Source organism: Tabrizicola sp. (assembly GCF_016793705.1).
GTDB lineage: Bacteria > Pseudomonadota > Alphaproteobacteria > Rhodobacterales > Rhodobacteraceae > Tabrizicola.
In genome coordinates, this window is record NZ_JAEULO010000021.1 from 186,936 (window position 1) to 210,245 (window position 23,310).

The 23,310-nt window shown below is 67.3% G+C and carries 18 protein-coding genes; 2 read left to right on the forward strand and 16 right to left on the reverse strand.

What is annotated here, in order from left to right:
* Positions 1-13: 13 nt before the first annotated feature.
* From tagF to JNJ68_RS04335, 14 genes are all read right to left on the reverse strand, one after another.
* Positions 14-535: a type VI secretion system-associated protein TagF gene (gene tagF, locus JNJ68_RS04270; protein WP_294979389.1), complete on the reverse strand. Its 522-nt coding sequence runs from the start codon at positions 533-535 to the stop codon at positions 14-16.
* Complete coding sequence (gene tssM, locus JNJ68_RS04275; RefSeq protein ID WP_294979392.1) at positions 517-4,053, reverse strand: type VI secretion system membrane subunit TssM; 3,537 nt, start codon at positions 4,051-4,053, stop codon at positions 517-519. Before tssM ends, tagF begins: the two co-directional genes overlap by 19 nt.
* Positions 4,054-5,526: a type IVB secretion system protein IcmH/DotU gene (gene icmH / locus JNJ68_RS04280; RefSeq protein WP_294979395.1), complete on the reverse strand. Its 1,473-nt coding sequence runs from the start codon at positions 5,524-5,526 to the stop codon at positions 4,054-4,056.
* A 7-nt stretch (positions 5,527-5,533) separates the two neighbouring features.
* Positions 5,534-6,865 (reverse strand): type VI secretion system baseplate subunit TssK, encoded by a 1,332-nt coding sequence (tssK, locus tag JNJ68_RS04285; protein WP_294979396.1) that lies wholly within the window; start codon positions 6,863-6,865, stop codon positions 5,534-5,536.
* 33 nt (positions 6,866-6,898) lie between these two features.
* Positions 6,899-7,363, reverse strand: a complete 465-nt coding sequence (gene tssJ / locus JNJ68_RS04290; RefSeq protein ID WP_294979399.1) for a type VI secretion system lipoprotein TssJ — start codon at positions 7,361-7,363, stop codon at positions 6,899-6,901.
* On the reverse strand, positions 7,353-8,858 hold the full coding sequence (tagH, locus tag JNJ68_RS04295) for a type VI secretion system-associated FHA domain protein TagH (RefSeq protein ID WP_294979401.1): 1,506 nt from the start codon (positions 8,856-8,858) through the stop codon (positions 7,353-7,355). The genes tssJ and tagH overlap by 11 nt, the downstream gene beginning before the upstream one ends.
* On the reverse strand, positions 8,855-9,820 hold the full coding sequence (tssG, locus tag JNJ68_RS04300; protein WP_294979403.1) for a type VI secretion system baseplate subunit TssG: 966 nt from the start codon (positions 9,818-9,820) through the stop codon (positions 8,855-8,857). The genes tagH and tssG overlap by 4 nt, the downstream gene beginning before the upstream one ends.
* 26 nt (positions 9,821-9,846) lie before the next feature.
* Positions 9,847-11,712, reverse strand: coding sequence for a type VI secretion system baseplate subunit TssF (gene tssF / locus JNJ68_RS04305; protein WP_294979405.1), 1,866 nt, complete (start codon positions 11,710-11,712; stop codon positions 9,847-9,849).
* Positions 11,712-12,428 (reverse strand): type VI secretion system baseplate subunit TssE, encoded by a 717-nt coding sequence (gene tssE / locus JNJ68_RS04310; protein WP_294979408.1) that lies wholly within the window; start codon positions 12,426-12,428, stop codon positions 11,712-11,714. The genes tssF and tssE overlap by 1 nt, the downstream gene beginning before the upstream one ends.
* A 30-nt stretch (positions 12,429-12,458) precedes the next feature.
* Positions 12,459-12,938 carry a type VI secretion system tube protein Hcp gene (locus JNJ68_RS04315; RefSeq protein ID WP_294979411.1) on the reverse strand — a complete coding sequence of 160 codons (480 nt, stop codon included), beginning with the start codon at positions 12,936-12,938 and terminating at the stop codon, positions 12,459-12,461.
* A 44-nt stretch (positions 12,939-12,982) separates the two neighbouring features.
* Positions 12,983-14,491 (reverse strand): type VI secretion system contractile sheath large subunit, encoded by a 1,509-nt coding sequence (gene tssC, locus JNJ68_RS04320; RefSeq protein ID WP_294979414.1) that lies wholly within the window; start codon positions 14,489-14,491, stop codon positions 12,983-12,985.
* A 3-nt stretch (positions 14,492-14,494) separates the two neighbouring features.
* Positions 14,495-15,019 (reverse strand): type VI secretion system contractile sheath small subunit, encoded by a 525-nt coding sequence (gene tssB / locus JNJ68_RS04325; protein ID WP_294979417.1) that lies wholly within the window; start codon positions 15,017-15,019, stop codon positions 14,495-14,497.
* Between the two features lie 29 nt (positions 15,020-15,048).
* The gene (locus JNJ68_RS04330; protein ID WP_294979420.1) at positions 15,049-16,206 is read right to left on the reverse strand and encodes a type VI secretion system ImpA family N-terminal domain-containing protein; all 1,158 of its coding nucleotides are present in this window, start codon (positions 16,204-16,206) and stop codon (positions 15,049-15,051) included.
* Positions 16,207-16,282: 76 nt separating this feature from the next.
* A complete protein-coding gene (locus tag JNJ68_RS04335; protein WP_294979423.1) occupies positions 16,283-18,388 on the reverse strand; it encodes a serine/threonine-protein kinase in 2,106 nt (701 codons plus the stop codon).
* A gap of 160 nt (positions 18,389-18,548) precedes the next feature.
* On the opposite strand from JNJ68_RS04335, the gene tssH reads away from it, so the two are divergent.
* Together tssH and JNJ68_RS04345 are read left to right on the forward strand one after the other, a co-directional pair.
* Positions 18,549-21,257 (forward strand): type VI secretion system ATPase TssH, encoded by a 2,709-nt coding sequence (gene tssH / locus JNJ68_RS04340; protein ID WP_294979426.1) that lies wholly within the window; start codon positions 18,549-18,551, stop codon positions 21,255-21,257.
* Between the two features lie 11 nt (positions 21,258-21,268).
* Positions 21,269-21,673 (forward strand): hypothetical protein, encoded by a 405-nt coding sequence (locus JNJ68_RS04345; RefSeq protein ID WP_294979429.1) that lies wholly within the window; start codon positions 21,269-21,271, stop codon positions 21,671-21,673.
* A gap of 105 nt (positions 21,674-21,778) precedes the next feature.
* Here JNJ68_RS04345 and JNJ68_RS04350 read toward each other — a convergent pair whose 3' ends face one another.
* Positions 21,779-22,522 (reverse strand): hypothetical protein, encoded by a 744-nt coding sequence (locus JNJ68_RS04350; protein WP_294979430.1) that lies wholly within the window; start codon positions 22,520-22,522, stop codon positions 21,779-21,781.
* A 2-nt stretch (positions 22,523-22,524) separates the two neighbouring features.
* A complete protein-coding gene (locus JNJ68_RS04355) occupies positions 22,525-23,310 on the reverse strand; it encodes a hypothetical protein (protein ID WP_294979433.1) in 786 nt (261 codons plus the stop codon).

Below are 23,310 nucleotides of genomic sequence, written 5' to 3' on the forward strand. Positions count from 1 at the left end.
CAATGTGAAAGGCTCAAGGCGTGCCGAGGAGCTGCGCGAGGGTGGCCTCGGGGGCGGTGGGATCGGTGGCGAGCGGCGGGCGGTCCGGCGTCCAGAGCTGCATCGGGCCAGTGGCCGCGCCTTGTGGTTCGGGGGCGGGCAGGGCGTCGAGGGCGAGCCAGAGATCGTCCGGAGTTTCGCGGGCAAGCGCGAGGGCGGCATCGCACCAGGGATCGATCTGGCCGGGGGTAAGGTCGCCTTTGGCGATGAGAAGCAGCGACAGGGGAAAGAGCCGCCCGGCACTGTCCTGGCTGGGCAGGATCACTCCGGCCGCGAGGCGGCCGCCTGAGGGGAGGCGGAACCTGAGGCCGCCCTGCGGGAAGCTGTGGCCGCCGCGTTGCAGGGGGGCGATGTGGCGGGTGAGCCAGCTGTCCCAGGGTTTTCGGAAACCGTCGGGCAGGCCGCGCCAGACGAAATCTCCAGTCGCGGGAAGCTTGCCGAAGAAACCCGCGACGGGCCGATCGTCGTCCGTTTCTCCTAGAATTTCGTCGGGCATTTGAAATTGCCGAACATCTTCAGGTCGAACGGATTGTCGACCGAGGCCGCGCGTAGTTCGAAGGCGGCGGAGAAGCCGGAGAGGCCGAGGCTCAGCCGGAAGACCTCGGGCAGGTCGGTGGGCGAGAGGCTGCCCTTGCGGATCAGCCGCAGCCAGGCCCAGGATCCGGTTTCCGAGGTCAGCAGCTCTCCGCTGCCATCGGCGGGCTGGAACGAGAGCGAGATCAGGTTGGTGCCGTCCGGGCCGGGCCAGGTCATCGGCATCGGCCGGGTCGCGGCGTTGAGATAGGTCAGGATCTGGCCGTCGACGTTCAGGGTGACGCTGGCGGCATTGGGGGTCAGGTCTTTCGCCTCCAGCGTGAAGGCCATGACCGGGCCGGAGCCGCCAGGGAACAGGCCGTCGCGGATCGACCGCGCCCGTTCGAACGGCGAGAGGAGCGCGCCGTCCAGTCCGAAGTCGGCGCGCCAGGCCCAGGGTTTCACCGTGGTGTCGATATAGGGCAAGAGGTTGTCAGTGACGAATTTGTCGATCCGGGCGCCGGGGGCGAACAGCTCGCGGAAGTCGGCGACGTTGACGTCGATGGCAGAGGCGGCGTCGAAGGGATAGCGGCCCTCGGTCGCCTTGACGCAGAAATCGTAGACATCGGCGCGCCAGCGGTCGTTCAACTGGCTGATCACCGCGTCGCGGGTCACGGCGATGGTGTCGCCCGCGATGCCTGCCACCCAGTCGTCCAGCGGGTCGGGCAGGGATCGCGCGGCATTGGCGACCGCGCCGGTCAGTTCACCAAGGCCGCCCCGGTTCAGAAGCGTGGCCTCGGGGTCTGGCGAGTTCATCGCACTGGCAAGCTCCTTGGCCAGGCCGTCGAGTTGCAGGCCGACGTCGTCCAGAAGCGGCGGTACGCCGTCAACCTCCTCGATGGCGGCTTTCAGGGGGGCGAAATGCAGGGCGATGTCGCTGCCGGGCGGCGGCCCCTCCTCGCCCCCGCCAGTGGAGGTGGCGAGCTTGCTGCCCGCTTTCAGAAGCTTGCCGACCTTGCCGAGCTTGGACACCGCCTTCTTCGCCAGCCCCTCGGTTGCGGCATTGCCCTCTTCCTCCGGGATAACCCGGGTCAGGTCGACCTCGTCCACCACGGCGCGCACCAGGCGGCGGAGGGTGCTGTCGGGGCTGGCAAGATCCTTCATGTTCGCGGTCGCGGTCGGCAGGTCGGTGATCGGCGCCAGCCGGATGTCGCGCAGGAAGCCGTTCCACTGGGCGATGAAATCGTCCTGATAGAGCTTCAGGATGTCGGCTTCCAGCGTCGCGACCGAGGCATCCGAGCTTTCGGCGCAGCCTCCGGCAAATACGGCCTGGTCCAGCGCGGCGGTGGCGGCGACCTCGGGGATCAGCGGCAGGACGGTCGTGTGGAAGCCGTCATAGGTGAAGGCGCCGGGCAGGCCGACGCGCAGGGTTTTCTCCGAGATGCGGGTCAGGACGCGGGTGGCGTTCGGCCCGGCCTTTTCGGCCGGTATCCACTCTGGCAGTGCGGTGACGGCGGGGTCGGAAATCAGGGCGGAGTAGGCGCGGGCGGCGAGCGGGATCGTGCAGATCGATTGCAGCGCCTGTTGGACGAGGGCGTTGTCGGGCGCGATCTTCTGTTCCTCCGACCCCATGCGGTCGATGGCGGCCAACTGATGCTCCAGCGCGGCTTCGGTCGGAAAGGGGTCGATGGGCGCGTTGACAGGCAGCTGGTCCTGCCACCATTGCGCGGCGAACTCGCGGTCGTAGGGGGCGAGGCCGGTCATCATGTAATAGACCTTGAGCGCGCCGAGCAGATATTCAGGGTCGCGGATCTGGCGCCACATTGTTGCTTCCAGCATGGCGACCATGCGGGGTTCAAGGATGTTGCGCAGGCTCCGGTCATAGGCGATGCGCTGTGCCTCGGCGAGTTCCGAGCGCGCGGTGGGACCGATGAAGGTGAGCGGCGAGGTCGGCACCTCGGTCGCCGCGGCCTTGACCTCGGTCACGCCATCCAGCGCGAGTTCCAGGTCGAGCGGATCGGTCGGGGCCTGCCGGGCCGCGACATTGGCAAGGCGACCGGAGAGGTCGGCGAGAAGCCGTTCCTGGTCGTCGATGCCGCCGGAATAGCGCAGGAAGCTGAAGAGGAACAGGAGCCCGGCAAGGAGGGTGAGGAGCGATGCCCCCGCCAGCGACCCACGCCAGATCCATTTGCGGCGTTCTTCGGCAGCGGCGTCGAAGGTGCCGAGACCGGCCTCGGGGAAGATGAGGTCGGTCAGCATGTTGCGCAGGAAATACGACCGCTTCTCGCCGAAGGGCCGCCGGGCGGGGGTGTCGGCGCTCAGGCCGAAGGAGCCCGCCAGTTCGCCGACCAGCCGGTCGATGGGAGAGCCTTCCTGGGTGGCGGAGGTCAGGTAGAAGCCGCGCAGCCAGGGGCTTTCCTCGTAGCGGCTTTCGCCGAACACCGTGTCGATCAGGAGTTTGAGTGGGGCTTCCAGCCGTTCGACCTGGGCGGGGAAACGGAAGACCTCGGCCCGCTGGTCGAGAGGGACATCCTCGGCCATGCGGGAGCTGAGGCGGGTTTCGAGATTGGCGAGAAGCGCCTTCACCTCGCGCTCGATGGTGGTGCGGTCGATGCGGGCGTCGGTGGGCAGGGTGGCGCCCCAGACCTGCTCGCGGTCCTTGGTGGGCAGCGTCCCGAAGAACGCCTCGAAGCCGGGGACGAGGTCGACCTTGGTGAGCATCAGGTAGACTGGGAGCTGGATCTGCAACCGCTCGCGCAGCTCGGTGAGGCGTTTCCTGATCTCGCGGCCATGCTCGCGGACGGCGGCCTCGCCTGCCAGAAGCTCCTTGAGCGAGAGTGTCAGGATCACCCCGTTCAGCGCCCGCTTGCCGCGGTGCTTCTTCAGCATGTCGAGGAAGCCCAGCCATTCGGCCGAGTCGATCTCGGGGTCGCTCTGCTGCTGGACGTAGCGCCCGGCGGTGTCGACCAGCACGGCGTCCTCGGTGAAGAACCAGTCGCAGTTGCGGGTGCCGCCGACGCCCTTCAGGTCGTCCGACAGGTCGATGGGGAAGTGGAGGCCCGACTGGCGCAGTGCGGTGGTCTTGCCGCTGCCGGGGGGGCCGATGATCACGTACCACGGCATGTCGCGGAGAAACTTCTTGCCGCCGAGTTTGGACCGTTTCATTTCGGTCAGCACTTGCGCGAACTTGGTGTTGATCTCGGCGACGTTGGCCTCGCCGGGCAGGGCGACCTTGGGCTTTTCGGGCGTGGCAAGCTCGGTCACGAAAAGCTGGTTCTTCTTCGCGGCCCTGAGTTGCGCAAGGAGGAGGGAGAAGAGCCAGAGGACGAGGATGACGGCGATGACGATCATCCGCACCAGATCGTCGGCCAGGGGCACCATGTCGCCGACCGAGACGAGCGGGCCGAACAGCCAGATCAGCGCGCAGAGGAGGAGGATGCCGATGAAGGTCCACAGGCGGCGGGAAAACAGGAAGCGGAAGATGGCTTTCAGGACTTTCATCTAGAGCTTCTTCTCGATCTTGATCTCGATGCGGCGGTTCTCGGCCCGGCCCTGCTTCGTGCCGTTGTCGCCCACGGGTTCGCTGTCGGCGCGGCCCTCGGCGGCCAGCAGCTCGGAAGGCACACCGGCGGCGGTCAGAAGGTCGGCGATGGTCTTGGCGCGCGCCTCGGACAGGCCCTGGTTCGAGGCGAAGGGGTTCGAGGCCTGGACGGGGACGCTGTCGGTATGGCCGATGACCGTGACCTTGCCGATGACCTCGATGTTCTCCTTGATGCAGTCGGCCAAGGCGTTCACCAGCGGGCCGTAGACCTGGTTGATGTCGGCCTTGGCGCTGCGGAAGACCTCGGGGTTCGACCCGCGGAGCGTGAAGAAGGCGAGGCTCACGTCATCCTTGCCGGTCAGGGCTGCGGCGGTGTCGGCCGGGGCCTTGGCCAGGCAAGCGGGGACCAGTTCCAGCACCACGGGTTCGATCTTGATCTCGGGCGCGACGGGTTCGGCATTGGTGCGGACGGGGCGGAAGATGTCGGCCCGTTCGGCGGGCGGCAAGAGGCGGGCGAGGGCGTAGAGCTGGGTTGCCTTGTTCGACAGCTGGATGCCGAGGCCGACGTAAGCTGCGGTGATCACCGCGATGGCGGCCAGCGCGATGGTCCAGAGCGGCACGGCGAAGCGGGGCTTTTCGTCGGGGGCGACGACGCCTTGCCAGTGCGGCGACAATTCGGCGGCTTCCGCTTCGGGGTTGCGGGTGGCGCGGGCGATGGAGGAACGCAGCGCGAGAAGCGCGGAGTCGCCGGTGCGGCCCTGCACGCGGTGCTTGCCGCGGAAACCGAGGTTCAGGCAGTGGAAGCCAAGCTCCAGCATCTCGGGGTCGCGGTTGGGGTAGCGGAGAAGCTCCTCCAGCCGGTCGAAGAACTTGGTCCCTGCGTCGACCTCGCCCGACAGGCCCACGACCAGCGGCTGACGCGGCCAGCCGGAATGCCCGCCCCAAGGCGTGTTGAGGGCGATGTCGTCGATCAGCGCGGCAACGAACCACGCCGCCTGGTTGGCGCGGGTCATCGGCACGCCCATGCCGACCGCGCTGTCGCGGGCGTCGATCAGGTTGTCTTGCAGGCGCAGGCGCAGCGCCTCGGCATTGGCGGGGGGCAGCGCGCGTTCCAGCTCGGGCGCGACTTCCAGAAGCGAGGCGAAGGCGACGATCAGCGGGTTCGGATGGGCGCGGGTCAGGCGGGGCTTGGGACCGCGACCCGCCTGGCCGTAATCCTGCGGCGGACCACCGAAGCCGCCGGCTTGTCCGCCATAGCCCTGCCCCCCGTAGCCTTGGCCCCCGTACTGGCCGCCATGGCCCTGCGTCGGCGGGGGGCCGCCGCCGAAGGTCGGCTGCACCGGGGTGGTGGCGGGCGTGCTCGACTTCACCGGCCGGATGCGGGTGCGCCCGGCGTCGTTGGATAGGCCGAAGGGGTCGTCCTGGTCGCTCATGCGCCCATCACCTGTTCACGGCATAGCAGTCGATTTCCGGCTCGCGGTCCAGCGCGCCCGACACACCGATGACGAAACCGGGCGCGTCGGTCAGCTGCGCGAAATGTTCGGACTTCTGATCAAGCTCCAGGCACAGCCTTTCGCCGTCATAGGGGATCTCGCGCGGCTGGGAATGGAGGGGTTTCAGCGGAATCCCCGGCAGGCGGGATTTCCACAGCTTCTCGAAGGCATCGGCGGCCCCCACCGTGGCCTGGCCCACGAAGATGCGGCGCAGGCTCTCGTCCGACATATCCGAACCCACGCGCAGCACGATGCGGCTGGACTTCAGGATGTCGGGATTGTCGATGCGCACCTTCCAGATGTTCTGGGCGTGCCGGGCGACCTGAAGCGCGCGCGACTTCGGTTCCACATGCCTCAAGGACAGCATCAGCGAGCGCAGCGTGTCGGCCAGCGCGGCGAAGGCCGGTTGCGGGTCGAGGTGGTCATAGGCGGGCAGGTCCGACAGCCGCCGCGAGGAGGAGCCGTAGGTCGCCATCCGGCCCGCCAGCCCGGCCAGTTCCATGAAGAGTTCGGACGGGTGGTGCAGGTTCTGCGCCAGCATATGCGCGACGCGGGGGCGGGCGGTGTTGGCAAGCTCCAGGAGCAGCAGGTTCTCGATCGACCGCCCTGCCCCGCCCAGCACCAGCTTGCCATGCGCCTCGGCGATGCGGTCCAGGCCGGTGACGACCTCTTGCGCCAGCCCCGCATACCAGGAAACGGCGGCTAGGCTGAGCGCCGGGGCGAGATAGCCTTCCGAAATGGCGACGGAGCCTTCCGCGCGCAAGCCGTCGACGCGGGCGACGGGCAGGGCGACGTAGCCCGCGGCATCCTCGCCCGGCAGGATCAGCCGGGCGGAAAGACGGGCGACCTCCAGCTCCTCGGGCTCGGCCCCGCCGCGGATGGCGTCGCGGACGGTCTGGATCACGCCCCGATAGCGCGAGCCTGCGGGTTCGGCATGGGCGGGGTCGATGGTGGCCGCACCGGGGCGTTCGATGGGGATCGCCAGTGATACGAGGCCCGCCATGTCCGCCTTGATTGGAACCGGGGCGGGGGCGGACATGGTGTCGGGGATGGCGAAGGGGGTGCCGTCGGGGAAGATGCCGCTGGCAGAGGCGATGGCGACCCGTCCCGCATCCAGCGCGGGCTTGTCGAGGGTCAGCGACCGGAACCCCCAGGCCTGCATCGGCGCGGCCTGGAGCGCGCCGCGCACCAGGCCTTCGGTATAGCGGTCCTGCTGCTGCAGGTGCTGGGTGCGCAGGAACAGCCCTTCGGACCAGACGACCTTGTTCTTGTCACTCATTCTTCTGTCCTGTTCCTGCACGCGCAGCGGAAGTCACATCGGGGTCAGCTTGATCCCGCTGGCGGTCACGTCAAGCGCGAAGGTCACCGAATCCGTCGGCGAGACCGGCGACTTCGCCCGGAACTGCTTGCCCGCCGGATCGCGGAACCCCGCGACCACGGCGATCAGCGCGGTGGTGGGGTCGAGCGTGATAGCCTTCGTCGCCTTGCCGCCGGGGGCAAGCGCGATGGTATCTGCCTTCACCAGGTCGCCGCCAAGTGCGGCCGAGGCGTTCTGGAGCGCGAAGAAATCCGCCCCGTCGAACGCCCCCGCGCCGCGCAGTTGCAGGACCTGAAGCGTCAGCGGACGGTCGGCGCCATCGGGGCCGGGGTTCATGCCCGCCGTCCCTTGCGCGACCAGCGTCACCGAGCCGGGGCCGGCGGGGGCGCAGGCCACCAGCAGAAGCGCGCTGCCACCGGCCAGAAAGGCACGGCGCGGAATTCCAGTCTCAATCGTCATCGGTCTTCTCCCTGTTGCCTTCGTATGCATCCCTGAAATCCGCGCCCACTTCGCCCAGGAAGCGATCCTCGGCGGCGCGGGCGATGTCCTTGTAGCGGTCGGTATAGGCCTTCCACAGCTTCGCGTTTCGCCCGCCCGACAGCAGCGATTCCAGCATCCCGAGCTGTTCCAGGTCCTTCTCCACCGCTGCCGGATCGAAGCGGTCGATCATCCGGCGCAGGGCCGACTGGATCGCGACCCAGGACCGGACCTGGTGGTCGGCCAGATCGCGGAAGGCGCCGTTGATCGCGGTTTCCGGGTCGAGGTAGCCCGGCCCCTTCGCGGCGACGAGGGCGGCCATGGCCTCGTTGGTGGTGGCGAGGAACTTGAGCGGGTTGACGTCGGTGTTGCTGATCACCGTCTGCGCCACGCGGGCGTTCTGCTTTTCCTTGGCGCGGGTGCGCAGCATCAGCATCAGCCCTTCCACCAGCAGGCGGAAGCGCTGGCCCATCGCCTCCATCTCGGCGGCGGGATCGTCGCTGGCGGCGGGGTCAAGGCCGAGGCCCCTGAAGAAGGCGTCGCGCAGGCCTATATCTGCCGCAGTGTCCGGCATGGAGGGGGCGGCGGCAGGAGGTTCGGGAGCGGGCGGTGGGGCCGGTTCACCGCGCTGGCGGGAACGGTTCTCCTCGGGCGCGACGGGAGGTGTGGCGGGAGCTTCCGGCGTCAGGCGCAGGGGTTCGGGAGGCGGAGGCTCAGGAGCGGATGGCGGCGGTTCAGGGGCGGCCACCGGGGGTGGCATGGCCCACCAGTCATCGGAGGCCGGGGCGACGGCCGGCGCGACCGGGGCACGCTCAACGGGCGCCGATGGATCGGCGGGCCGCGCCTTCGCCGGTTCGTCGAAGAAGGACCCGAAGCCGAAATCGCCGCCGCGCGGTGCGATGGGCTCGGGCACGCTGCCCGTGGGGCGGGCCTGAACCGAGCGGTCGAGGGTGAAGGGATCGTCGAACAGCGGCGGAGGCGGGGGGCGGTCCGGCGCCGTGTCGTAGCGCCGGGCGTCGGCGGCGCCGGTGTCGAAGGGCTGCGGCAGGCCTTCGGGGCGGCGAACGGGCGGGGGCGGGGTGACAGGCTGCGAGAAGAAATCGTCATGCGTCAACTGCCGTTGCACCGGCGCCTGCGTGCGCGGTGTGGCCACGGGCGCGGCGGCCTCGACCTCGACCCGGATCACGGTGTCGCCCAGACGCAGCCGCATCCCGGATTCCAGCCGGGCGGCGTTGCCGGGGCCAAGCGGCTGGTCCTTGCCGTCGATGAACAGGCCCCCGCGGCTGGCGTCGGTGACGATGAACTGCCCCGCCTCGCCGGTGATCACGCAATGCTTGCGCGAGACATACATATCGGGGTCGTTCAACTGCCAGGAACATTCCGCCCCGCGACCGATGGAGAACTCTCCGCCGGGATGGCGCATCTCGTGCCGGTCCTGGGGATGGGGGCTGTGCTCGATGGTCAGGCGGAGGGTCATGCGGCCTCCACTTGCGCGACATGGTAGAGGCGAAGGTCATCGGCATCCCCTTGGCGCTTCGGCGATAGCCAGGTGGTGCGGCCCAGCCGGCACTGGCCGAGGCGGGCGTCGGGGATGTCCTCCTTCGCCAGCACCAGCCGCAGGTTGAACTCCATCTCGCGGCCCATCGCGTGGCGGATCGCATGGCGCAGGCGAGCGGTCAGCGCCGGGTCGGCGAGGAATTCGGTGAAGCGGGCCAAGGGCAGGGGTCCGACGCGCAGCTCCACCAGCGTCTGGCGCTGGAAGCTGCGGGCACCGACGACGGCAGAGCGGCCAAGCCGGGCATGGGCACGGCCAAGGCGCGATTGCAGGCGGGGCGGGATTTCCGTCCAGGTGCCGAGGAATTCCACCAGCTTGACCGGGGCGCCCAGCACATCGCCCAGATAGGCGGTCAGCCGTTCGACGCTGTAGACCTGCCGACCGAGGGAGGTGGCGTGGCGCAGCTTCAACCGGGTCTGCGGGTCCGGCCCCTTCGGCTTTGTCCCCGGCAGCGCGACGCCTGCCAGCGCCTCGACCAAGGCGCGGACCCTGCCGGCGGCTTCGTGTTCGATCTGCACTTCCGGGCGGGCATCCGCCCAGGCACGCCAGTAAAGCGCCATCATCCGGTGCTGGAGCAGGTTGCAGAAATCGAGGAAGGTGGTGTCCGAGGCGGCGTCGCTGCCTTCGGTGAACCAGCGGTCGGACAGGCGGCTCAGGACCCAGCGGGTGATGTGCAGCGGCAGCGCGCCCTCGGGGCCGAGGAGTCCAAGCACCTCGACATCCACCTTGGGCGGCGTGCCGGGGTGGAAACCCGCCACGTCCCGGGTGCCGAAGGTCAGCCTTGCGCGCTGGCCCAGGCGCGCGGGTTCGCGCGACGGTCCCCCAGCCCGACCGAAGCGTGAGCCATCGCGTTCAAGCCTGCGCAGCAGCTCGAAGAAGCCCATGCTTTCGGGCGCGGCTAGATCCCCGCTCAGATCAGGGCGCGGTTGCCCGGCGTCATCGGCCACGACACGTCCTCCTGTCTTTGCATGAGATGGGTTTTCGTGCGCACGAAGGAGTTGATCGCGGCGTGGCGGGCGAAAAGCTGGTTGAGGAGCGCCGACAGAAGCAGGGTAGAACCGCCCGCCATCGTCGTCTCGTCGACGTCCAGCGTGATCTCGACCCCGTGGCCGAAGCAGATCGGGCCGGGAATGCCCAGCCGTTCCACCACCTGCCGCGACCGGACGCGGGTGATCGACCGGGCATGGCGGGCCATAGCGGGATCGCCGCGCCCGGCGTAAAGGTCCAGCATCGCGCGCAGGGGTTCGGCGTCCTGCCCCGGTTCGGCCAGCGACAGGTGGTTGAGCGCCAGCTGCGCCACCAGCCGCCAGGCGAGGTCGTCAAGCTGGCTTTCCCCGCCCGAGACGATGTTCGGCAACGCCGAGGCGACCGACCCGCGCGGGCGGCGGAAGGGGGCGATCAGCTCGATCCGGCCCACGGGATCGCCGGTTTCCAGCGAAAGCTTCGGGCTGTCGTCCAGGATCGGCAGGTCGCGGTTGGTGCAGAGCGCGCGGATGTCCAGCCGCCGGACCGCCTTGGTCACGGTCACGTCGGCAGGCCGGGCGATGGAGAGGAACAGGTCATCCCCGGCATAGCTGGTCCGGGTCTGGCCACGGCGGATCTCGTCCTCTCCCGGCCGGCGGGGGCGGCGCTCGGTGGTGTACACGAGGCCCGAGCCCCGGTGCTGGCCGACGGAATAGAGCGGTTCCACCATCGCATCCGGGCCATCGCTGTCGGCATCTTCCACGCGGGTCAGGCGGTAGATCTCGAAGTCGCGCGGGCGGGTGCGGTCGGCATGGACGACATGGGCGGCAGAGCGGCCGTCGATCTCGATGACGTTGCATTCCTTCTCGAACAGGTTGACCAGCGGCGTCACGAACAGCCGGAAATCCTTGGCCGCGATGTCCGAAAGCTCCGGGCGGGCGGCGTCGAGATAGACGACCACTTCGCAAGGCCCGGTGGTGCAGGCGCGCAGCGCGGGGTTCAGTCCGTCGAGCCGCAGGTAATGGAAGCGGTCCGGCATCAGGAAATATTCCCGCATCAGCCGGTAGCCCTCGAAGGACGGACGGACGCGGGGCAGCAGGCCCTCGCGGTCGGTCACGCCGACGAGGGAGGGGCCGGTCAGCGGATGCTGTGCCCCCTTGGCGGGGCGGGCGATGGCGACGGAGCCATGGCCGAAGATCGCATCGAAGATCGCCCCGCCGCGCGAGCCGCCGACGAACCAGAGGTCCAGCCGGTCAAGGCTGAGTTCGGCCAGCGATCCCGGCCCGACGCGCGTCAGGGTGAACCGCAGCGCGGCCTCGGCCTCGGGCCGGTCAAGCCCGGCGGCATTCATCGCGCCCTTGTCTTGCAGGTAATCCACCTTCTCCAGCGCGACGGGCCAGAGCGTCACGTCCTGTGCCGTGGTATAGGTCGCGCGGGTGGCGATCCCCTCGCGGTAGGCCGCGACAGAGCGGGTGCCGCGCTGGACGACATGGCCGTCGAGCATGGTCTGCACCTGCGGCCCCGGATGCAGGACCGCCATGGTCATCGCGGGCGCAGGACAGACGAGGTCGGGGTAAAGTTCGTCCAACAGGTTGCGGACATAGCGGCTGCTTTCGGCATCGACCTTCAGCCGCGTGCGGGCGGCAAGGTAGGCCACGCCTTCCAGCAGGCGCTCCACATAAGGATCGGGGCAGGGCACCGCATCCAGCGACAGGTTGCGAGCGACGGTGGGATGCAGCGCGGAAAACTCGGTTGCCAGTTCCCGGACATGGGCGAGTTCGTCTTCGTAATAGGCGAGGAAATTGCGGTCCATCACGCCTCCTCGACCGCCGTCGTGGCGCGCCCGTTGTCGAGGTCGATCATGGTCGACAGCCGCAACCGTTCCGGCACGGGAGAGAGCATCAGCACCGCATCCAGTTCGATCCACATTCCCGCCCGCTCGCCCGGCTCGACCTTGACGCGGATCGTGTCGCGCTTGAGACGCGGCTCGAAGACCGCGATCACCTCGCGCAGTTCTTTCGCCAGGGCCGCAAGGTCGAAGTCCGAAATCGCGCGACCGGAAAAGGACGGCACGCCATAGTTCAGCACCGACCGACGGGCATGGGGAAAGTCGGCGATCAGCGCCTGCGGGGTCTCGAGGCCCATCTGCTCGATGTCGGTGAGTTGCAGGCCGGATTCGAAGCGCTCGACGTTGAACAGCGCCTCGATGTCGCGGCGCACCGCCTCGCGCAGCACGGCGGCGTTCACCACGATGCCGCGTTCCTCCAGAAAGGCGCGGCGGGCCATGCGGGTCAGGAACAGGTGCAGGTCGCGCCGCGTATCGGGATCGAAATCGTCGTCCGCCTCGACGCTGCGCGCCCCGCCCGCCAGCACCGCCTCGACCTTCCCCGCCCCGATCCGCGCCGCCAGTTCCGCGCGCTGGCGGTCGGTCTCGGTCACGATGCCGGGCAAATCGTCGACGAGGCGGTCCCACAGGCTGGGCTGGACCGCCTCGGTCCGGGATTGCGGTGTCGGCGCCGCATCAACCATTGTACTGGCCTCTGGAACGGCGGCCTTCGATCAAGCCTGAGCCCGAAGATCGTACTCGAATTCGTGCTCGCTGCCGGCCGAGTGGTCGTCGGCCTGCTTAACGTAGACGCCCTTGATGTTGGTGTAGTTCAGCGACAGGCTCTCCATCGGCGTCTCGCCGCCCGAGGACATCGAGTAGGACGAGATCAGCACGTCTTTCAGCGTGTAGACCAGATAGTCCATCTGATCCTCGCCGGTATCCTTGCGGAAGGTGATCGTCACTTCGTCCATCGACTTGCCCTTGGCGGCTGCCAGGGCGAGGTCGTTCGAGGAGGAATCGAACATCTTCGTGAAGACAAGCTCGGAAAAGACCGGCGTGCTGGTCTCGCGGCCAGAGCTGGTGAAGCTGCTGCTGACCGACCGGCTGACGCCCCATTGTATCGAGGTAGCCGCGACCGATTCCTCGTGCCCTGTCTGCGAGGTCTCGGCGGCGATACCGTTGGGAAACTTGATGAATATAGCAGAGGCCATAACTTAGCTCCTTTCAGGATGATGCGAGTGGTTGGTGGTAATCCTCATGCGTTCTTGACGGAGGGCAGTTCGGACACGAGCCGCAGGCTCGCGTTGATGCCCTCCAGCTGGTAATGCGGCCGCAAGTAGAATCTTGCGTTGTAATACCCGGGACGGCCCTCGACAGAGTCGACCTGGACCTCGGCCTTGGCCAGCGGGCGCTTCGCCTTGGCCTTGTCGTCCGCCATGGCGGTATTCGCCAGGACGTAGCGATTGATCCACTCCGACAGCCATTTCTGCATGTCGGCGCGTTCCTTGTAGGTGCCCACCTTGTCGCGCGCGATGGCCTTCAGGTAATGCGCGAAACGGCTGACCGGGAAGAGATAGGGCAGGTTGGCAGACAGCCGTTCATTGGACTGCGCGTCGGGGTCGACCAGGCGGCCGGCGCGCGTTTCGTCGTCCTGCAAGGAATGCGCCCCGATGAAAGCAGCGATGTCGGTGTTCTTGCGGTGCAGGATCGGCATGAAGCCCAGCTTCGCAAGCTCGGCCTCGCGCCGGTCGTCGATGGCGATCTCGGTCGGGCATTTCATCGCGATGGATCCGTCGTCGGTCGGGAAGCTGTGGACCGGCAGGTTGATGACCGCGCCGCCAGATTCCACGCCGCGGATCTGGGTGCCCCAGCCGTAAAGCTTGTGGCTGCGGTTGATGTTCACCCCCATCGCGAAGGCCGCGTTCATCCAGACGTAGTGGTCGTGCTTGCCGTCGATCTCTTCCTCGAAGGCGAAGCCCTTCACCGGGATCGTCGCCGCGCCATAGGGCAGGCGGGCCAGCACGCGCGGCATGGTAAGGCCGATGTAACGGGCGTCCTCGCTTTCGCGAAGCGACTGCCAGCTGGCATAGTCGGGCGAGGACACGATCTGTTGCAGGTCCTGCGGGTTCGGCAGTTCCTGCCAGCTTTCCATGCGGAAAAGCTGTGGTGCTGCTGCGGCGATGAAGGGCGCGTGCGCGCTGGCGCAGATGCCCGACATGTTGCGCAACAGGCCCACGTCGCGCGGATGGTGGCTGAATTCATAGGCCCCGATGATCGCCCCGAAGGGCTCGCCGCCGAACATCGAGTATTCGTCGGTGTAAAGCCGCTTGAACATGGGAGACTGGTCCCACATCTGGCCCTCGAAATCCTCCAGCTGGTCGGCAAGCTGATCCTTGGTGATGTTGATCACCCGGATCTTCAGCTTCTGGTCGGTCTCGGTGTTGTTGACCAGATAGTGCAGCCCGCGCCAGGTGCCCTCCATCTGTCGCACTTCGGGGGCGTGCATGATCTCGTTCATCTGGGTGGTGAGAAGGCTGTCGATCCCGGCGATCAGGTTCTTGATAGACTTGACCGCATTGCCGGAAATCGTGGCCGTGCCCGACCGCTCGGTCGCCGCCAGCGCCAGGTTCTGCACCAGCTTCTGCAACTTCTGGCCTTCGTCTTCCTTGACCCGGAAGTCCTTTTCCAGAAGGTCGCTGAATTCCCCCAGGTCGATGGCCTGGGCTTCCGAGGCCGCCGTGCCTTGCTTTTCCTGTTCGGCCATGGCTCAGCCCTCCTTCTTCGTGGCTTCGTCGGCGACCTGCATCAGCAGGGGCTCGTTCTGCAACAGCTGGGCGATGCGCTTCTCGGCGTTCACCTTGCCGTCCATGTAGCCAAGGAGTTCCTCGAGCTGGCGGCGCATCTTCAGCAGCTCGGCCAGTGCCGGCACCTGTTCGGCCACCTTGTCGGGGGTGAAGTCCGACATGCTCTTGAACGACAGGTCGACGAACATCTCCTCGTCCGCCGCGCCGTCCTTGGCGGGCAACCGGTTCGGGACGCGTGCCTTCACCCGGGGTGCCAGCGCCTCCATGAACTTGCCGAAGCGGCCCGCGTCGACATCGACGAAGCTGCGCTCGTTGACCGGCTTCATCGCCTCGCGGGTTTCCGACTTGCCCGCAAGGTCGGCCATCACGCCCATCACGAAAGGCAATTCAATGGTGGTCGGGCTGCCGTAGTGTTCGACGTCATAGGCGATCTGCACCCGCGGGGCGCGGTTGCGTTCGATCACCTTTGCCTTGCTTTCACTTGCCATGATTCAGACCTCTCCTGACATCCTGTCGCTCACTGCGGAGCCTGTTTCGCCTTGTCGTCCACACCGGCGACGTTCTTGAATTCCTTCATCCCGCTGGGCGCGATTTCCTCCATCAGTTGCAGGAAGTTCATTGGCACCATCTTCCGCATCCGCCGCGCCAGATGCGGGATCGGGCTCGAGGGTTCGGTGCGTTCGTAGAAGTCGATGATCATGTCCAGGCAACGCTCCACGTCCCGGCGCGAGTTGACGGCACCAGGGATGCTGCCTGCCGCAGGGGGTGGATGCGCACCGTTTGTCGGCAAGACGGGGGCGGGCGCGGGGGCAGAGGGTTCGGCCATGGCGGTCACCTCGCTTGCGGCAGCGCCGGGGGTTGCTTGTGCCTGGGCGGCGGTCAGCGGCGCGAGCGCCCGGCCCAGGATTTTGTCCAGTTCCCTGAACCGCACGCCGACGCCGTTTTCGCCGACGCGGGCGGTCAGCGCGGCTTCCAGCGCCGCAAGGGCGGTGCGGGCCGCCTCGATCGACCCGATCAGCGCGGCCAGTTCCTCGGGCCGCTCGATGGCCTCGGCGCGGCAGGCGGCGGTGACGCGGTTCGACCGGGTGTCGTGCTGCGCCAGAAGCTCGGCCACCTCCTTCTCGCCCAGGCCCGAGGGAAGTTCCGCCTGCGCCTGGCTGCGGGTCAGCCCTCCGGCGCAAAGATCGCCGACCGTGACCGGGCCGATGCCGCGCGGGGAAAGGACGGTGGTGAATTCCAGATCGCACAACAGGCCGTTTTCTGCGTTCTCCAGCTGGAACAGCGCATTGATCCGCCGTGTCGCCGCCTCGCGCGCTGAGGCAGCTTCGCGCAGGGCCGGATGCACCGTGTCCCAGTGCTGATCGACCGTGGTTGTCAGCAGGCCCAGCCCCTCTGCCATGCCGTCGAAGCCTTCGGCATTGGACGACGCGCGGGCGACGATCACCAGAAGCCGGATGTCGCGGCCCGTGGCAGCCAGATCGGCCGCCTGCGTCAGGACCTCAGGCCAGTCGATGCCGACACTGCCCGTCCCGCCCGTCTTGACGTTTTCCAGCCGGAAGCTGCGGGCGGCAGGCTCCAACAGCCGCTCGACGGCATGGAATCGCGGGTCGTTGCGCAGCTCCGATCCCGATGCGCTGCCATCCGCCACCGGAACCAGGAACGGTTCAAGGTCCATCTTGGTCCAAAGCCTTCACTGAAAACACGCGAAAAACGAATTCTGTCCCGCAAGTCTTGCACCACCTGACCTAAAGTCAAGGTCTTGCATCAATGACCCGCGAGGCGATTGACACGATGTTGCCGGGGTCGGTCGCGATCACCCCTGCCAGCTCGTCCGCCAGTCCTCCGACCGACAGCGTGGCGGGCAGCCTGGTGCCGAAAAGCGAGGTCTTCGACAGGATCGCGATGATCTCGGACTTGCCGAAATTCGCCGGATCGACGGTGATCGAATAGACGCCCTTGCCGGTCCTGATCTCGTCAAGGCTGTGAAGCACCCGCACGTGGCGGATGCCGTCGATGATCTCGCCGAGATCCTGGATATCGTGCTCGGGCTGCCTTTCGTTGGGCAGCAGGCTGAAGACGTTGTTGGTGTTGTCGACCACCAGCACCCAGAGCGACAGGCCCGTCAGGTTGGCGGGCACCCGCAGTTCGACCACGGGGTTGTCGCCCGCGTGGTAGATGCCCGACAGGTTGACCGCCCCCGTCACGCCGTCGCCGAACCAGATCACTGCATCGCCCGGCCCCACGGGGGGCAGAACCTTGCGCACGGCGCAGAGGTCCTTGTTCAGGATCGTCACCTCCGCCCGCACCGAGCGGTCGCCGATGACCGCCTCCAGCGCGGTTGCCAGCGCATCGCGCGCCTCGACCGAGTCCATCGCGCCGGTGACGGTGATGGTCTCGCCCAGCCCGTAAACCTGCAACGGGCCCTTGTCCGGGGTGAGGGGGCCGCAGAGGGCGAGCGGGGCAAGGGCATCCAGCACGACCTGGCCTTGCAACTCGCGCGGGCCGGTCTTCAGACCGATGTCGATCTTCATGCCGCTGCGCGTCGCCCAATCCTGAAGCGCGGACCGCTTCTGGTCGAACTGGTCGCGATTGGTGGCAATGCCGTCGAAGGCGACCGTATTGTCCGTCACCACCATCGACCATTCCGGCAGGCCCTGCATCAGGCCAAGCAGATCGGCGACATTCCCGACCCAGCGCTCATCCGGAATCCCCTGCGCCAGGGAAAGCGCGTCCTTCGGGGCCGTCGCGCCGGTGGCCGCCGTGAAGGCAAGCGCCAGCTGCTGCGCGGCAGTCACGTCGGGCGCATTGCCGGACAGCGACGCCCCATCCGGGCCGAAGCTCGCCGCCAGCTTGTAGGGAGAGGCCACGGGAATCGGGTTCAGCCAGGGGTCCAGAAGCCCCGCATACCAACCCCCGCCGCCGACCAGCCCCAGAAGCAGCACGAACAGCAGCGCCAGCGTCCCGCCCCGTCCCTTCCGCGGTTCGCCTCCGACCGGGGGAGCGGCACGTCCTCCGCGGGTGGCTGCAGGCTTCAGCGACTTGTTCAGCCGGTCCACCACCGCCTCGGCGCTCGGCGCACGCTCGGCCAGCGCTGGGGCGGTCAGCCAGTCCACCAGCCCCTTCAGCGGTTCCGGCACGCCTTCGGTATCCAGCCGGTTCTGCTTGCGGCGGATGATTTCGCCCGGCGTGGCCCCGGCAAACGGCACCTGCCCCCGGAACGCCGCCAAGAGCGTCGCCCCCAAAGAATAAAGATCCGACCGCTTCTCCGCCCGCCCCTCCAGCTGCTCGGGCGCGGCATATTCGTACTTCCCGGCGAACTCGTTGCCGACGATGGTCTTCGCCCCGGTCGAGGTGTCCTTGGCGATGCCGAAGTCGATGATCGTCGCCTTCTCCGCCGCCCCGTCGCGCAAGACCACGTTGTCGGGCGACAGGTCGCGGTGGACGATCCCCCTGGCATGGGCTGCGACCAACCCCTCGGCCACCCGGTGCGCGATGATCATCAACTCGCGCGGATCCATCCGGCGGCGCTGCATCACATCGCTCATCGACGGCCCGTCGATGAAATCCATCACCAGGAAGACATGGCCTGCCTCTGTGCGCGAACATTCGGTGTAGCGCACGACCGCATCGTTCAGCACGTCGCGCATCTGCTCTTCGCGGCGCATCAGCTGGATGTAATCGTCATTGCCGGAAAACTGCGCGTTCAGGGCCTTGATCGCGACCACCCGTCCGGAAATCTGGTTCCGCGCCCGGTAGACCTCGCCCGTGCCGCCGCGGCCCAGCACCCCCTCGATCTCGTAGGTGTGGTTCAGCACCTGGCCCTGGCGGAAGATGTCACCCGGCAGACGGTCGATCATTCCCTCACCCCGCAGCCGACCGGGGTCTGGATTCCATCACCGGCTCTGTCAGCAAAACATTCGCCATGGGAAAAATTCCGGACTAGACTGACCTTGCGGAAAGCCTGCGTCTTTCCGGCATGATGAGCAAGCATATTCAAAACGGTTGAGGGGAAGGATTATGGCCCCACGCGGTGGCACCGAGACGATCAAGCGCAAAGAGCTGGTCGGGAAGCTGAACCCTGTCTGCCTGAAGGCATTTTCCGCCGCCGCGCAGGCCACCAAGACCCGCGGCAATCCCTATGTGGAGCTGGTGCATTTCATCGAGGCGCTGTCGCAATCCGCCCGTTCGGATTTCGAGATCCTCTGCGCCTCGGCCGGGGTCGACGCCTCGCGCCTGGCCGCCGACATCACCCGCGCCGTCGATGCCCTGCCGCATGGCGCGGGTTCGGTCGAGGAATTCTCCGACCACATCTTCCGCGCCATCCAGGAGGGCTGGACCTTCGGCAGCCTGGAGTTCGGCGACGATACGGTGCGGTCGGCCTATATCCTGCTCGGCGCGCTGAAGGTGCCGGTGCTGGAAGGGCTCCTATTCAAGATCAGCCTGGAGTTCGACAAGATCGACCCGGCTTCGATGGCGGGGCAACTTGGCGACCTCTTGGCCGAATCCATCGAAGGCGCGAAGCCCGAAGGCGAGGCTCCGAAGGCCAAGCAGGCCCCCGGCGGCAAGTCGGCCCTGGACCAGTATGCGACGAACCTCACCGAGCGGGCGCGGGCGGGGAAGATCGACCCGGTCATCGGCCGCGACCCGGAAATCCGTCAGATCATCGACATCCTGATGCGCCGCCGCCAGAACAACCCGATCCTGACCGGCGAGGCCGGGGTCGGCAAGACCGCCGTGGTCGAGGGCTTCGCCCTGCGCCTCGCGCGCGGCGACGTGCCGCCGCAGCTGAAGGCGGTCGACCTGCACATGCTGGACGTGGGCCTGATGCAGGCGGGCGCCAGCGTGAAGGGCGAGTTCGAGAAGCGGCTGAAACAGGTGATCGACGAGGTGCAATCCTCGGAAAAGCCGATCATCCTCTTCATCGACGAGGCCCATACCCTGATCGGCGCCGGGGGTGCGGCGGGTACCGGCGATGCCGCGAACCTGTTGAAACCGGCGCTGGCGCGGGGAGAGTTGCGGACTGTCGCCGCGACCACCTGGTCGGAATACAAGGAGCATATCGAGAAAGACCCCGCCCTGACCCGCCGCTTCCAGGTGGTGAAGGTCGAGGAGCCCGCCGAAGATGCTGCCGTGCGGATGCTGCGCGGCGTGGCCGGGGTGCTGGAAAAGCACCACAAGGTCGAAATCCTGGACGAGGCGATCGAGGCGGCGGTGACCCTCTCGCACCGCTACATCCCTTCGCGCCAGTTGCCCGACAAGGCGATCAGCCTCCTCGACACCGCCTGCGCAAGGGTCGCCGTCTCGCAGCACGCCACACCCGCCGAGGTGGAGGACATCGAGCGCCGCCTTTCGGCGCTGGAGGTGGAGCAGGGCATAATCTCCCGCGAGGAAGCCATCGGCATCGACGTGGGCGAGCGGAAGGCCGAGGTCGAGGCCGCGCTTGCCAAGGCCACCACCGAACTCGACGCCGCCAAGGCGAGGTGGGAGGCCGAGAAGGCGCTGGTGGACGAGGTGCTTTCCCTCCGGGCCACCCTGCGCGGCGCGGGGCAGCCGGTGGACGAAACCGGGGTGACAGGAGAAACCCCGCCAGAGGCCAGCGAGGACACCGCCGAGCCCGAAGCCCTGACCCCCGAAGCCCGCGCCGAAATGCTGGCGACCCTGCGCGCGAAGATGGCAGCCCTCGCCGAGGCGCAGGGCGAACGCCCGTTGATCCTGCCTGCTGTCGACCGGCTGGCGGTCGGCGCCATCGTTCAGGACTGGACCGGCATCCCGATGGGCCGGATGCTCGCCAGCCAGACCGAACGCGCCCTGCAACTGGCGGGAACGCTTTCCGAGCGGGTGGTCGGCCAGGATCACGCCATGGGCATGATCGCCAACCGCATCCAGACCTCCTACGCCGGGCTCGGCGCGCCGGAAAAGCCCATCGGCGTCTTCATGCTCTGCGGCCCCTCCGGCGTCGGCAAGACCGAGACCGCGCTCGCGCTGGCCGAGACCCTGTACGGCGGCGAGCAGAACCTGATCTCGATCAACATGAGCGAGTTCCAGGAGGCACATACCGTCTCCACCCTCAAGGGCGCCCCGCCCGGCTATGTCGGCTACGGCAAGGGCGGCATCCTGACCGAGGCCGTCCGCCGCCGCCCCTATTCGGTGATCCTGCTGGACGAGGTGGAAAAGGCCCATCCCGATGTCCACGAAATCTTCTTCCAGGTCTTCGACAAGGGGATGATGGACGACAGCGAAGGCCGACGGATCGACTTCAAGAACACGCTGATCCTGCTGACCTCCAACGTCGGCTCCGAGGAGATCATGGCGATGACCGAGGACGGCAAGTCCGGCGCCGACCTTGAAGACCTGACCGCCTCCCTCCGCGCGCCGCTCCTCAAGGTCTTCCCCGCCGCGCTGCTGGGCCGGGTCGTGACGATCCCCTATTATCCCCTCTCCGACCTGATGATCGAGGCCATCGCCGGCCACAAACTGCGCGGCATCGCCCGGCGGCTGGAGGCGGGGCATGGGGCGGAGCTGGTGGTGGGCGAGGGGGTGATGGACACGATCAAGGCCCGCTGCACCGAGATCGAGAGCGGTGGCCGGATGATCGACGCGATCCTGACCAACACCCTGCTACCGGAACTCAGCCGCCAGGTGCTGAACCGGAAACTGGAGGGGGCTGAGCTCACGCGGGTCACGGTGACGGGCTCGGACGCCGGGTTCGGCTATGACTTCGAATAGGGAGAGAGGCGATGCATGACGGAACCTTCCTCGGGCTGCAGGGCGTCCACCGGGCGGAGATCATCGGGATCGGTCCGGATGGCCGCGCACAGCTGCTGATCCCCTCGCTGGGGGAAACCCCTGCCTTCGCGCAGTCGCTGGTGCCGGTGACGGTGGCTTCGGTCGGGAGGGTGGCGGCGGTGACGATGATGGACGACCAGCCGCTGATCCTGGGCCTGGTCCAGCCCCTTGTCCCGGAGGTCGTGGCGGACGGCGAGAGGCTGGTGATCGAGGCCGGGCGGGAGATGACCCTCCGCTGCGGGAAGGCGTCGATCACGATGACGGCGGACGGGAGGGTGACGATCCGGGGGACGCAGGTCCTGAGCCGGGCGGAGGGGCCGAACCGGGTGCAGGGGGCCTCGGTTCAGCTGAACTGAGGGCGGAGTGTCCACGGTGGACAGATTCTGAAAGCTTTTTGTAATCAATATGTTGAGTTTTTTTGGTAAGGATTTTTTAAGATCTGACCACTGCCCGCAAAGCCGTCAGTGCGGAACCGGAAATCCATGCGCGTGATCGTGGTCGTCATCGTCGTCCGGGTCGTCGCTGCCGAACTCCCAGGGACCAAGGATGAAGGGGTTGCCCATGCGGCGTTCCCACTGGATCAGCCGCTCCAGAAGCTCGGGCGCCTGCTGCCGGTCATAAGGCATTCCCGGCACCAGCACCTCGAACGCGACCGGGCCGCCACGGGGGAAGGCCGGGGCGAAGAGATCGGGCGACCGTCCGCCTTCGACCCGCCAAGCGTGCCAGCGCTCCAGCCGTGCCAGCGCCTGCTGGAACCAGTTCTCATAAGCGGCATCGCCTTCCAGCACATGCTGCGCCAGATTGTGCATCCAGGTGGCGCGGTCGGCGATCACCGGGTTTTCGCCGATGGTTTCCAGCACGTCATAGAGGATGGTCATGGCCATGTAGATTGGTCCGCGCACCGGCCCGCAATAGTCGTCCTCCTCGGGTGAATACCACTGGCAGCGCCAGCTTGGCGCGATGTCCGCCCACATTGCCTGGACGAAATCCCGCGCCGGACGGTCCGCATCCAGCGGCGCCATCCGTGCCAGAATCCAGTGAGCCGAACCGATGGCAAGGGCGAGGCAGGCGTTGGGTGTGATTTCGAGCAGGCGGTCGTGCAGCTCGGCGGGAAGGAAGTAGAAATAGGGCCAGAGGTCATGCTCGTCCCAGGCAAAGCCGGGATAGCCCGCCGCGTCGAAATGGCCTGGCGGAACGATCTGCATCGTCAGCGGTCCCGACCATAGGGCCGACCGTCGAAGCCTTCGGCCAGAAGCGCGCCAGGGGGCACCAGAAGCTGGTTCTGCGCCGCGTCGATTCCGGCCAGTTCTTCCGTGGCCCGCGCCACGAGGTCGAGTCCCGAGAGGTCGAGGGCAAGGTCGAGCACTTCGAGCGGCAGCGGCGCGCCGTGGGTTTCGGCAGTGGCCGCAGCCCAGCTTTCCCGGTCGGGGTAGTCATAGAGGAAGGGGGAATGCTGGACCAGCGAAGGGGCGATCTCGTTCAGCCGCTGGATCAGGCCGCGCAGCCATCCGTCCACGGCTGCGGCGTTCGGTGCGCCGCAGAGATGCCGGGTCAGGTGGATCATGTAGGCGATATCCATGATCGGTCGTTCGGAAAGGAAACCACCGGGCGCGCGTTCCAGGAGTTCGAAGAAGAAATACGCAATCGAGCGACGGACGGCACGGGCCTTGTCGGAGGTGTCGTCGACATCGTCGATCGTGATGCCGAAGGTCTTGGGATAGCGGCCGTCGAACTGATAGGCGAAGATCTGTTCCATCAGGAGAAGGTTCAGCTTCTGGTCGAAGACCGAGGCAGTCCTTCGGTGGCAGAGGCCGACGCAGCCTAGGTAGATCATGTAGAGCGCGCAGTTCGTCTTCTTCAGCAGCGCCTCGAACAGCGGCGTGACCTGACTTACCGGGCCGATATGTGCCGTAAGCCCCTGCCAAGGCAGGGCGGCGAACTCCTCCGGAGTCATCGGCGGGACTTTCGGGAGGAACGGAAGCGGAGAAAACAT

Excerpts from the sequence above, each read along its gene's own strand:
- tagF (WP_294979389.1), bottom strand. The coding sequence starts at position 535 with ATGCCCGACGAAATTCTAGGAGAAACGGACGACGATCGGCCCGTCGCG.
- tssM (WP_294979392.1), bottom strand. The coding sequence starts at position 4,053 with ATGAAAGTCCTGAAAGCCATCTTCCGCTTCCTGTTTTCCCGCCGCCTG.
- icmH (WP_294979395.1), bottom strand. The coding sequence starts at position 5,526 with ATGAGCGACCAGGACGACCCCTTCGGCCTATCCAACGACGCCGGGCGC.
- tssK (WP_294979396.1), bottom strand. The coding sequence starts at position 6,865 with ATGAGTGACAAGAACAAGGTCGTCTGGTCCGAAGGGCTGTTCCTGCGC.
- tssJ (WP_294979399.1), bottom strand. The coding sequence starts at position 7,363 with ATGACGATTGAGACTGGAATTCCGCGCCGTGCCTTTCTGGCCGGTGGC.
- tagH (WP_294979401.1), bottom strand. The coding sequence starts at position 8,858 with ATGACCCTCCGCCTGACCATCGAGCACAGCCCCCATCCCCAGGACCGG.
- tssG (WP_294979403.1), bottom strand. The coding sequence starts at position 9,820 with ATGGGCTTCTTCGAGCTGCTGCGCAGGCTTGAACGCGATGGCTCACGC.
- tssF (WP_294979405.1), bottom strand. The coding sequence starts at position 11,712 with ATGGACCGCAATTTCCTCGCCTATTACGAAGACGAACTCGCCCATGTC.
- tssE (WP_294979408.1), bottom strand. The coding sequence starts at position 12,428 with ATGGTTGATGCGGCGCCGACACCGCAATCCCGGACCGAGGCGGTCCAG.
- JNJ68_RS04315 (WP_294979411.1), bottom strand. The coding sequence starts at position 12,938 with ATGGCCTCTGCTATATTCATCAAGTTTCCCAACGGTATCGCCGCCGAG.
- tssC (WP_294979414.1), bottom strand. The coding sequence starts at position 14,491 with ATGGCCGAACAGGAAAAGCAAGGCACGGCGGCCTCGGAAGCCCAGGCC.
- tssB (WP_294979417.1), bottom strand. The coding sequence starts at position 15,019 with ATGGCAAGTGAAAGCAAGGCAAAGGTGATCGAACGCAACCGCGCCCCG.
- JNJ68_RS04330 (WP_294979420.1), bottom strand. The coding sequence starts at position 16,206 with ATGGACCTTGAACCGTTCCTGGTTCCGGTGGCGGATGGCAGCGCATCG.
- JNJ68_RS04335 (WP_294979423.1), bottom strand. The coding sequence starts at position 18,388 with ATGATCGACCGTCTGCCGGGTGACATCTTCCGCCAGGGCCAGGTGCTG.
- tssH (WP_294979426.1), top strand. The coding sequence starts at position 18,549 with ATGGCCCCACGCGGTGGCACCGAGACGATCAAGCGCAAAGAGCTGGTC.
- JNJ68_RS04345 (WP_294979429.1), top strand. The coding sequence starts at position 21,269 with ATGCATGACGGAACCTTCCTCGGGCTGCAGGGCGTCCACCGGGCGGAG.
- JNJ68_RS04350 (WP_294979430.1), bottom strand. The coding sequence starts at position 22,522 with ATGCAGATCGTTCCGCCAGGCCATTTCGACGCGGCGGGCTATCCCGGC.
- JNJ68_RS04355 (WP_294979433.1), bottom strand. The coding sequence starts at position 23,310 with ATGTTTTCTCCGCTTCCGTTCCTCCCGAAAGTCCCGCCGATGACTCCG.